We start from the raw sequence: 10,539 nt of genomic DNA on the forward strand, positions 1-10,539 counted from the left end.
GACTGTGGGGTGGGCATCTTGCCCGCCCCAGTCAGCAACAGGCAAGATGCCTGTTCCACTGTTGAGTAATTTGACTGTGGGGTGGGCATCTTGCCCGCCGCTAAAAGCCCGATCGACCGATGCCTGGGATCGGCGGAAAATCCCGTCGCCATCGGTGTTACAAGACTGCGGGAATCGGTAACACTGGGGCGTCACGTTAGGTTCACCAGACGGGAGTTTGGGGCGAACGCCTGCTGCTAAAAGCTGGTTGCCTTCAGAATCTAGGATCGAATTAAAAGTGCGATCGTCCCGGCCGCTGTTAAATGCGCGCACACCGTCCGCCCAGACAATCATTTGAGGTAAATAATCGGGCTTCAACAGCCGTCGCAGTTGAAAGTCAACAACTTGGGCAGTTGCGCCGTTGACTGCAAAGTTAAATACCTTTAAACCCGGAGTGCCGTTAGCAGCCAAAGATTGTTTTAGCTGTTTGGGATCGACGCCCTGCAACGCCCGGGAACTACCGACGATCAAAACATCTGGCGGCCCGACGGCTGCAACGTAGGATAGGTATAGTTCTAACTGTTCGTCGAGTAAATCGCTGCTGAAGCTGACTGTACTGGCTTGCGATCGACTTGCGCCCGCTTGCTGTTGGGCATAAACCAGATTTTTCATGTACTCGGTGACTTTTTTTTCAGCAAACGCCCGCCTGGGACTACCGGGGGGAACCGCTTGCATCCAGGCTACCGCTTGCACCCATTGGGCTGCTACTTCGTCCCACTCTTGTTTTGAATTGGCGGATTGAGCCAAATTGGCGGCCTTGGTGGCAAAGTTAACTGAATCTCCAAATGGGTCGTTTTGGGCGCAGGAAGGAACGCTGATGGATTTTTGGCGTTTATTGGGGTTTTTGGCTAACACAGAGGTTGGTGGCTGCGTTAGGACGGAGGATGATGCGATCGGGCTTGATGTCGCTGCGGTGTTGGGTGGCTTGGGTGGCGAACATCCGACTGTTGTTAGGGCGATCGCAGCGATCGCGGTGCAGGTACGTTTTAAGATGTTAGTACCCAGAGTAGCTATGTAGCGGCGAATCATACAGCTTTCACCGTTCGCGAAACATTAGTAAATATTACCGCAAGTGGGCTGGTGATGTTAATTGCGTATTTCTGTGTGGGATTCGATGACTGCTTCGGCTTCCAGGGCGATCGATCGCAATTTATCAAGGATATCCTGACTGGCACTCTCCCACAACCCCCGTTGGCGAGCTTCTAACAATCTTTCCGCCATATCTCGCAGCGCCCAAGGATTATTTTCCTGAATAAATACCTGAACTTTTTCATCAAAAATGTAAGCCTGTGCAATTCCTTCATACATAAAATCTTCAACACAATTCGCCGTAGCATCGTAAGCAAACAAAAAATCCACCGTTGCGGCAATTTCAAAAGCACCTTTATAACCGTGACGCATCGCCCCTTCAATCCATTTCGGATTTACCGCCCTGCTGCGATAAACCCGCGCAATTTCTTCTTTGAGTTGTCGCACTTTTGGATTTTCGGGAATCGAGTTATCTCCGAAATAAGTTTCAGGATTTTTCCCTTGCAAATTGCGAATTGCCGCAGTCATTCCCCCTTGGAATTGATAATAATCGTCGGAGTCGAGGATATCGTGTTCGCGGTTGTCTTGATTTTGGAGAACTATTTGCATTTGACTGAGGCGCTGTGTAAAGGCTTCCGGTGCCGAACATCCCCATTCACTTTGTTGAACTCCGGCTGCATCTCCAGGCAAATTTGAGGAACTAGAGGAAGTATAGGCGTAACTGCTCCAATTAATGTAAGCTGTTGCTAAATCGCCATCGTCTGTCCAGTTTTGAGCTTCAATTATTCCCTGAAGCCCCGCACCATAAGCCCCCGGTTTTGAACCAAAGACTCGAAATTGCGATCGCACTTTCGCATCTTCCCGACTCAAACCAGCCGATTCCAAATCCAAAATCTCTTGTTTAACTTGTGCTGCTAAAGGATTGTCTTCCGCAGGTTCATCTAAATCCGCCACAGCTTTGACAGCCGAGTCAAACAAATCAATTAAATTAAAAAAAGCATCGCGGAAAAAGCCAGAAATCCGCAAAGTAACATCAACGCGCGGCCGCCCCAAAACAGCAACAGGCAAGATTTCAAAATCTACAACCCGGCGCGAAGGCCCATCCCAAATTGGTTGAACTCCGATTAATGCTAAGGCTTCGGCGATGTCGTCTCCACCTGTCCGCATAGTCGATGTTCCCCACACAGACAAACCCAAAGTTTTGGGATATTCACCATTTTCTTGAGTGTATCTTTCGATTAAAGTTTCGGCTGCAACTCTGCCAACTCTCCAAGCAGTTTCTGTGGGAATAGCGCGGATATCTACGGAGTAAAAATTGCGGCCCGTGGGCAATACATCTGGTCTGCCGCGGGTGGGTGCGCCGGATGCACCGCTGGGGATGTGTCGCCCATCTAGTCCGCGCAACAGGTTAGTAATTTCTTGGTTTGTTTGGAGGAGTGAAGGTAAAAGATAGTTGGAAATCCAATCTAATTCTTGTTGGGTTGCTTCTCCTATTTTAACCGCAGATGAACGCGGATCGACGCGGATGTTTTTGATTAAATCATCTACTAATTCAGCAGCTTTTGCTTCTAATTCTGCGGTTAAATCGCCTGCGGTGGTTAAGGGATCGAAGTCGTAATCTAAGTCTTGGGCTAAGGCGCGGGTTAAGCCGGAACGATTTGTGCTAGGATGGCGGGCGATCGCAATTATCAAATCTCGCAACTGTCTACCTTGGGGACATTGACCAAAAATATGCAATCCGTCGCGGATTTGGGACTCTTTGAGTTCGCAAAGATAACCGTCGGTGCGGGTGATAAACTCGGTAAACTCCGATTTATTGAGTTGGATACCTAGGTCTTTATCTAGATTTTCCTGGTTGGTGAGGGCTACAATGCGATCGCGAATCATCGGTAATCTCGACGGATCTAAGCTTTGGGCTTCGCAATATTCGTCGATTAAGGCTTCCAACTGCTGCAAAGGCCCGTAAAGTTCGGCGCGAGTCATCGGCGGGGTGAGGTGGTCGATAATCACGGCTTGCGATCGTCTTTTTGCCTGGGAACCCTCCCCCGGATCGTTGACAATAAACGGATAGAAATTCGGCAGCGCGCCTAATGCGATTTCGGGATAACATTTATTAGACAATGCCACACTTTTACCGGGAAGCCATTCTAAATTCCCGTGTTTTCCCGCATGAATAATCGCATCAATTCCCAACTTTTCGCGCAGCCAATAATAGTAAGCAAGATAATTGTGAGTTGGTTCCAAATCCGGCGCGTGATAATTTAACGCCGGATCGATTTCGTATCCCCGCGACGGTTGAATCCCGACAAACACATTTCCGAATTGAATCCCCGGAATCGGAAACAGATTCGTATCCAGGTTCGTAGTAAGGACTTCAGTCCTTCCTTCCAGGTTCGTAGTAAGGACTTCAGTCCTTCTTTCCCCAGTCGCTAACCCCCATCTATTACAAATTCCATCCTGTACTTGCTGCGGCAAAGTTGCAAAATATTCTTGATATTCCGCCAAATCCAAATATTGATTTACAGGGCGCAATTCCCGTCCTTCCGGGTCATTTGTTACGCCAGATATCAGCATTTCAATTAACTCGTTCCCGCTGCTGGGAATATTATCTACTTGATAACCGACTTCCTGCATAGCCTTGAGGATTTCCACACAGCTAGCGGGCGTATCCAAGCCAACGCCGTTAGCTAAGCGGGCGTTGCGGGTGGGATAATTTGCGAGAATTATGGCGATGCGTCTGTTGGCGGCGGGGGTTTGCTTCATCTTCACCCAATTCGCCGTTAAGTCTGCTACGAATGAAATGCGATCGTCCGCTGCGACATATCCTACCACATCTGTTTCTAATTCACTGTTCCAAGTTTGTACAGCTTTAAAAGAAACAGCCCGAGTAATAATTTTCCCATCTACTTCTGGCAATGCCACATTCATCGCCACATCTCGCGGCGAAAGTCCTTGTAATTCAGTTTCCCACTGTTCCAAACCGCCGCCGCTGAAGATTGCTTGCAAGATAGGAACATCTAAGGATTTAAAGCTATTTTGTTCCGGTTCGAGATTGTTGAAACCCGAGACTGCAAAACTTGTTGTATTAATGAGTAATTGAATTGGTTCGGAATCTTTGGGTTTAAAATGTTCCACCAATTCCACTTGCAAATCCGGTTCTCGCAGCGAAGACACAAAGACGGGAACTGGTACTAAATTTCGGTCATATAATGCTTGACAAAGTGCATCAATAGGTGATAGATTTCCCGATAAGTAATGAGCGCGATAAAATAAAATCCCGACTTTAGCAAGGGTTGGTAAACCCGGAGATCCCCCCCAGCCCCCCTTAAGAAGGGGGGGGCAAGAAGTGGTCAAAGTTTCGGTTTTTAAGGGCGATTTAGGGGGATCGGAATCTGGGTTCAAAGTCCCCCTTCTTAAGGGGGATTTAGGGGGATCGGAATCTGGTTGTACAGTTTCAAAACCAGCCGTTGTATTTCCTCCCCAATCATAAATTCCCACCCGAGAAACTGTTTGAGGAAGAGGCGGATTATAAGCAGTTTTCAAACAAGTGTCAGCCGTAAACTTGAGTGCATTAACAAAATTCTGGACTCCGCCTTCTGTGAAATAGCGCCACAGTTGATTGACTGCGGACAGCGATACATTAGAATGACTAATTAAATCCGGATCTGGACTATCTTCACCGGGCATCACAATCAATACCGCATTAGTTTTCTGCACCGTTTCCCGCAGAACTTCTAATCCGTAAGACCAATAAGAACGCCCGCCTAACAGCCTTAAAATTATTACCTCTGCGCGTTCTAAAATTTCCTCGGCGTAGGTGTCAATGGTTAATTGTTGCTGCAACTGAAGCAGATTTACGGCCCGCACTTTCGGGAATTCGGGTGGCATTTTGGATGCGGCGGCCGCGAGTTTTTGAATGTCAGTGTCAGCAGCACTAATAAATACGATTGGTGCTGGGGTTTGCTGTATAAAAATTACTCCTTCTGCTTGAGGGTTCCAACCTCCGGGCGTAGCTGCTATTTTGTGCATTAATTTATCCTCTATAATAATTTTGTAGTTAAGTTTGTAGTGAGGACTTGAGTCCTCTGATTTTTGGGATTCATGAAGAGGACTGAAGTCCTCACTACGAACCCAAAAATGTCGGAATTAACCTAAGTATGCTTTCTTTACTTGTTCGTTGTTGAGTAAATCTGATGCTATGCCTGTGATGGTAATGTTACCAGCTTCTAGTACGTAAGCCCGATCGGCAATTTGGAGTGCTAAATTGGCGTTTTGTTCCACTAACAAGATTGTAACGCCCGTAGAGCGTAGGTTTTGAATGATTCCGAAAATTTCTTTGACGATCGCAGGTGCTAAGCCTAAACTGGGTTCGTCCAATAATAGCAGTTTCGGGCGGCTCATGAGCGCGCGGGCGATCGCCAGCATTTGCTGTTCCCCGCCGCTAAGGGTTCCTGCCAGTTGAGTCCGCCTTTCTGCCAAGCGCGGAAATATCTCGAATTGGCGGCTTAAATCGGCTTTGATGGCTGCGAAGTCCGATCGCACATAAGCCCCTAATTCCAAGTTAGTTAACACCGTCTGCTGCGCCAAAACCCTTCGCCCTTCTGGACTGTGGGCGATTCCCAATTTTACCACTTCGTGAGCTTGTCGGCGGCTAATATCGCGCCCGCTGTAGATGATTTGTCCTTCCCGCAAATTAACTATTTTAGAAATTGCTCTCAATGTCGTACTTTTCCCCGCACCGTTAGCGCCGATGAGACTGACAACTTCGCCCGCATTTATGGTTAAATTCACATTTTGCAGGGCTTGAATCCCTCCGTAATTTACACAGAGGTTTTTGAGTTCTAACAGGATATTTTGGGTGGTTTCTGGTGGGGTTTCGTGCATTTATTGTGAATCTGATTTTGATATTTGTCCTTGGGGCGGGCGGGTTTATGAGATTGTTAGTTTTAGGCAGTTATTATTGGTTAACCCGCCCGTACAAGATTTGGGTAAAAACCTATTGATTGCAGCCATTAATATTAATTTTAATTTACATGATACCTTTAGGGGCGGGCTCGCCAACCATAATCGACTGAAATCGATAATCTCATAAACCCGCCCCCACCCAAGGAACAATCTATTTTTCATCTCCCAAATAAGCCTCAATTACAGCCGGATCATTCCTCACAATAGCAGGTTCTCCCAAGGCAATTAACTGACCGAAATGCAACACAGCAATGCGATCGCACAATCCCATCACCAGCGGTACGTGATGCTCGATCAATATTACAGTCAAATTGAATTGTTCCCGCACTTCCCGGATGAAATCACTTAACTTGTGCTTTTCCGTCGGATTCATCCCCGCCGCTGGTTCATCTAGCAGCAAGATTTGCGGTTCCAGGGCTAAGGCGCGGGCGATTTCCAAACGCCTCTGATCGCCGTAGGGCAGGTTTTTGGCTTGTTCCTGCGCGCGATCGCCCAAACCGACCAAATCCAACAATTCCATGGCTTTCCGCTGGGTTTTGCGCTCCATAGCGTTAGATTCTGGTAAGCCGAAAATCCCCGATAGTAGCGATAATACCGGATTTTGCGATCGGCTGTGGATGTGTCGGGCGATCGCCACATTCTCCAACACCGAAAGATCCCCAAACAATCTAATATTTTGAAAAGTGCGCGCAATACCTTTATTCGCAATTTGATAAGGCTTCAATTGGGAAATATTTTCATTTTGATAAATCAGATTGCCACTAGAAGCAGGTATCAGTCCAGTCATTACATTAAATAGAGTTGTCTTGCCAGCACCGTTAGGGCCGATCAGTCCAAATATCTCGTTTTTTTCAACTGTAAAAGATACGTCGTTTACAGCAACTAAACCGCCAAAGCGGCGAGTTAATCCTTGGGCGGCTAAAACAGGATTGGTTTTTGAGAGAGTCAGGGGTTCGGAACTCATAAACAAATGATAGAATATAAGATATCTAATTATGCCTCAAATTATGGATGCTCAAAAACTCTTAGAACGAATCACAGTAAATTCCCAAATATTTAACGGAAAACCGATTATTCGGGGTCGCCGTCTTGCGGTTGAGCACATTCTAGGAATCTTAGCGGCTGGCGACACTCCTGAAACGATTCTCGAAGGCTATTCCTGGTTAGAAAGAGAAGATATTCAGGCTTGTCTAGTTTATGCTCATCGGCTGATTAGTCACGAGCGTATCGAACCTCTGTTGGTGGAAACTAGCAAATAAAAATATAAACTCATGCGAGAAATCCGATGCAATACCTGTGGTAGCAACCGCTATGAGGAACGTAAAATCAATTACCTGTATAGTCATCAAGGTAAATACTTGCTAGTTCCTAACACGCCTGTTGAGATTTGTCTGGATTGTGGCATGATTTATTATGATGCAGCAGTTCTCAAAGAAATTGAGCGCCGTTTCTTTGCTATTCACCAGCAGAATGAAATGCCGGATTCATATATTCAAATTCCCAGCAAGAGTTACACGTAAATAATTTTTGGTTTGTTTGGGAAGATGCGATCGCCCTTAGCGGCACTCGCAAGAAATCGAAAACCGCTATAATGTCTTAATGACCGTACCGCCTCAATCTCCTTAAGCCGTCTCGCCCGGGTAATTTTATGACGATGTACGTACCGGATTCGCAGCCTTACCAAACAAAACTGCTCCCTACGATGTACGATCTACCTAGTGAAGACCCGGAGGAGCCCGGTTTGCCTGACGAATTTCATGACTATCAACCCGAACTGCTGCGTCAAACCTGCCGCCCCCGCAACCATCCGCTAGACCAAATCTTTATAGCGACAGACCTCAATCTATACTACGATTCCAATCATCTCAATTGGTATAAAAGACCCGATTGGTTCGTTGTCTTGGGCGCTTCTAGATTTTATCGAGGTGAGGATTTGCGCCTCAGCTACGTGATGTGGCAAGAAAATATTAGTCCTCTAGTAGTAGTGGAACTCCTGTCACCTGGAACTGAAGATGAAGATTTGGGAATTACACCAGAAATCCGAAATAAACCGCCTACTAAGTGGCGAGTTTATGAAGAGATTTTGCAGATTCCTTACTACTTTGTTTTTAGTCGCTACACTAATCAACTGAGAGTATTTCAATTGATTGATAATCGTTACTGCGAACAAGTTTTAACTGATTCACGATTCTGGATACCGGAATTGGAGTTAGGTATTGGTTTGTGGGAAGGTAATTATCAAGGTTTTTCGAGGTTGTGGCTGCGCTGGTACGATGCTAGTGGCGATTGGGTTCTGACTCCCGAAGAATTTGAAAGACAACGGGCTGAATTAGAGAGTCAACGGGCTGAATTAGAGAGTCAACGGGCTGAATCTGAAAGTCAACGCGCTGAATCTGAAAGTCAGCGGGCTGAATCTGAAAGACAGCGAGCAAATCGATTGGCCGATCGCCTCCGAGACATGGGCATTAATCCAGATGATCTGTAAAATTAAGTAGCAGCCTGCAATACGGCTCGCGGTGTCAATAAAAATTTATTAACTAAAAATAACTTATGCCAGAATCTACTTCATTGCGCGATCGCTACCTAGCACTGATCGATAAAATTGTCGAAATCACCCTCAAAGGTCAAATTCGCTCTAAAGAACAAGTATATCAAATGTTGGTGCAAGACATTGGCACCGGCACGGGCGAAATCTTTGAACGCTGTTTTGGCGAACGCCTCGATGCCACCGACAACCTGCTCAGAAATGAAAAGGACGAAATCAAACAAGCCAAGGCAAATCGCAGCCTCAGAGCGCTAAAAACTATCCAAGGAGAATGGGAACGTTGGCAGAAGGATAACCGCGTCGATCGCGAAATCGCATCTTCCATCCAACAAATCCTTGCCGCCGAATCTAACGGCCGCCTCCTGGCAATATTGCAAATAATTGATCCCAATAAAGAACATCCGCTGACTCTCGATCAATTGCAGCAATTGTCAAAATCTGTGCACCAACAAATGCTGCAAACTACCAATCCCGAAACCGAACGAGATTTGCAACAAATCACCGCCGGGATTGCTAAAGGTTTAGAATCTTGGCAGCGCTTGGAACCGGAACTCGTCGGCTGGATTTATCAGCCACAGCAGCTAGGATTCGCCGGCAGTCCCGAACAAAATGGGCCTTGGGCTTTTTGGTCAAAAAAAGTTAATAGTGCCTTTGCTAACGCTCTTTTACAGACTATTGCCAGGGGTGATTCTATCGTTGAATTTGCAGCCAAGCAGTCTAATGTAGAATTAGGTACGTTGCTGGAATTGGCGATAATTTTGCAGTGTTTGCAACGGGCTTTGGTAACATGGTTCGACAAGCAAGTTTATGATTCCAAGGTGTCCACAAAAGCTTCGATTTCTACTTACATTACTTTTTCTGTAATTTGGAGTCAGCTAGCTAGTGGATTTAATAATTCTACTAAGAGCGGCGAACAGTTGGCAAATGCTTGTTTTCAAGTAACTTTGCAAATTTTACGCACTTTTTCTCAGCGGGAATACTTTCCGCTTTATGGCGGGATTTTTGCTTCGTTTGATGGTAAAGCTTTGCGGCATACTTTGGATTATTTAGATGAACCGCTGCGGCGTGTTGAAGGTACTCAAGCGAAGGCTCGAATTTTGACGCTTTTGGGTTATTCGATGCAGGCGGCTGGGGCCTACGAACGATCGATCTTACTGCACAAGCAATCCCTGGAAATTGCCCGGATGGAAGGAGATAAAGCCTGTGAAGTCGCCAATCTCAATCACATTAGCCGCAATTATGTGGCTCAAAAAAATTATCAGGAAGCGATTAATTACAGTCAGCGGGCTTTGATTATGGCACGGCAGGCGGGAGAGCGGCAAGGTGAGGCGAACGCCCTGGCTAATTTGGGCTACAGCGAGGTGTTCCAGGCGCGGCAGTTGGAGGAGGTGGAACCGGAGGTTTACGAAAGTGCTATTAGTTATTTGGAGCAAGGTTTGCTGCTGTCGGAAAAATTGGGCGATCGCCAAAGTCAAGCTTTTTGCTCCAGCAGCCTCGGTATTGCTAAAATTGCTCTGGAAAATGCTGCCGGTGCGATCGAGTATTTGGTCAAAGGTTGGCAAGCGGCTCAATTTTCCGGCGACTTATATCTCCAAGGTCTCAATTTGGCTTATTTAGCTCAAGCTTATTACAGTCTGAATCAACTAGAACAAGCAATTTTTGCTGGCTGTTTGGGGATGTATACTTTGGAGCAAATTGGGGCGATGGAATGGCGACAATCGGCTGGTTTGCTGACAATTTTGCGCGGACAAATGGGGGCTGAATCTTTTAAGCAGTCTTTGGCGAAAAGTCGAGCGAGTATCATTCCGGCGATCGGTGTTGATGGCTACGATTATATCCCAGAATTGTTGGAAAAATACCAGCAATCTATTTAACTCTTTGTGGAACAGGCATCTTGCCTGTTGCTAAGAAAGAAAGGGGGCGGGCAAGATGCCCACCCCACAATAAAATTAACTCTTTGT

The 10,539-nt window shown here is 46.4% G+C and carries 7 protein-coding genes and 1 pseudogene; 4 read left to right on the forward strand and 4 right to left on the reverse strand.

The annotated features are described in order from the left end of the window. From JGK16_RS30805 to JGK16_RS30820, 4 genes and pseudogenes are all read right to left on the reverse strand, one after another. Nucleotides 1-1,068: pseudogene (locus JGK16_RS30805) on the reverse strand (hypothetical protein); the annotation flags it as partial. Between the two features lie 57 nt (nt 1,069-1,125). After that, the gene (cobN, locus tag JGK16_RS30810) at nt 1,126-5,097 is read right to left on the reverse strand and encodes a cobaltochelatase subunit CobN (RefSeq protein ID WP_293193653.1); all 3,972 of its coding nucleotides are present in this window, start codon (nt 5,095-5,097) and stop codon (nt 1,126-1,128) included. 117 nt (nt 5,098-5,214) lie between these two features. Continuing rightward, nucleotides 5,215-5,952 (reverse strand): ABC transporter ATP-binding protein, encoded by a 738-nt coding sequence (locus JGK16_RS30815; protein ID WP_293193655.1) that lies wholly within the window; start codon nt 5,950-5,952, stop codon nt 5,215-5,217. Nucleotides 5,953-6,184: 232 nt separating this feature from the next. Continuing rightward, complete coding sequence (locus tag JGK16_RS30820; protein WP_293193657.1) at nt 6,185-6,997, reverse strand: ABC transporter ATP-binding protein; 813 nt, start codon at nt 6,995-6,997, stop codon at nt 6,185-6,187. Between the two features lie 31 nt (nt 6,998-7,028). Between JGK16_RS30820 and JGK16_RS30825 the strand changes: the two genes are divergently transcribed. The 4 genes from JGK16_RS30825 to JGK16_RS30840 all read left to right on the forward strand — a co-directional run bounded on the left by JGK16_RS30825 (nt 7,029) and on the right by JGK16_RS30840 (nt 10,452). Further along, nucleotides 7,029-7,292: a DUF433 domain-containing protein gene (locus JGK16_RS30825; protein ID WP_293193659.1), complete on the forward strand. Its 264-nt coding sequence runs from the start codon at nt 7,029-7,031 to the stop codon at nt 7,290-7,292. 12 nt (nt 7,293-7,304) lie between these two features. Beyond that, nucleotides 7,305-7,553, forward strand: a complete 249-nt coding sequence (locus tag JGK16_RS30830) for a type II toxin-antitoxin system MqsA family antitoxin (RefSeq protein WP_293186644.1) — start codon at nt 7,305-7,307, stop codon at nt 7,551-7,553. 128 nt (nt 7,554-7,681) lie between these two features. Beyond that, on the forward strand, nt 7,682-8,518 hold the full coding sequence (locus tag JGK16_RS30835; protein ID WP_293193661.1) for a Uma2 family endonuclease: 837 nt from the start codon (nt 7,682-7,684) through the stop codon (nt 8,516-8,518). Nucleotides 8,519-8,583: 65 nt separating this feature from the next. Then, entirely contained in the window at nt 8,584-10,452 is a 1,869-nt protein-coding gene (locus tag JGK16_RS30840) for a tetratricopeptide repeat protein (RefSeq protein WP_293186647.1), read from the forward strand. Nucleotides 10,453-10,539: the final 87 nt, after the last annotated feature.

The organism is Microcoleus sp. PH2017_09_SFU_O_A, assembly GCF_020738625.1.
In the GTDB taxonomy this organism is placed as follows: Bacteria; Cyanobacteriota; Cyanobacteriia; order Cyanobacteriales; family Microcoleaceae; genus Microcoleus.

Excerpts from the sequence above, each read along its gene's own strand:
- JGK16_RS30825 (WP_293193659.1), top strand. The coding sequence starts at position 7,029 with ATGCCTCAAATTATGGATGCTCAAAAACTCTTAGAACGAATCACAGTA.
- JGK16_RS30835 (WP_293193661.1), top strand. The coding sequence starts at position 7,682 with ATGACGATGTACGTACCGGATTCGCAGCCTTACCAAACAAAACTGCTC.
- JGK16_RS30820 (WP_293193657.1), bottom strand. The coding sequence starts at position 6,997 with ATGAGTTCCGAACCCCTGACTCTCTCAAAAACCAATCCTGTTTTAGCC.
- JGK16_RS30840 (WP_293186647.1), top strand. The coding sequence starts at position 8,584 with ATGCCAGAATCTACTTCATTGCGCGATCGCTACCTAGCACTGATCGAT.
- JGK16_RS30830 (WP_293186644.1), top strand. The coding sequence starts at position 7,305 with ATGCGAGAAATCCGATGCAATACCTGTGGTAGCAACCGCTATGAGGAA.
- JGK16_RS30815 (WP_293193655.1), bottom strand. The coding sequence starts at position 5,952 with ATGCACGAAACCCCACCAGAAACCACCCAAAATATCCTGTTAGAACTC.
- cobN (WP_293193653.1), bottom strand. The coding sequence starts at position 5,097 with ATGCACAAAATAGCAGCTACGCCCGGAGGTTGGAACCCTCAAGCAGAA.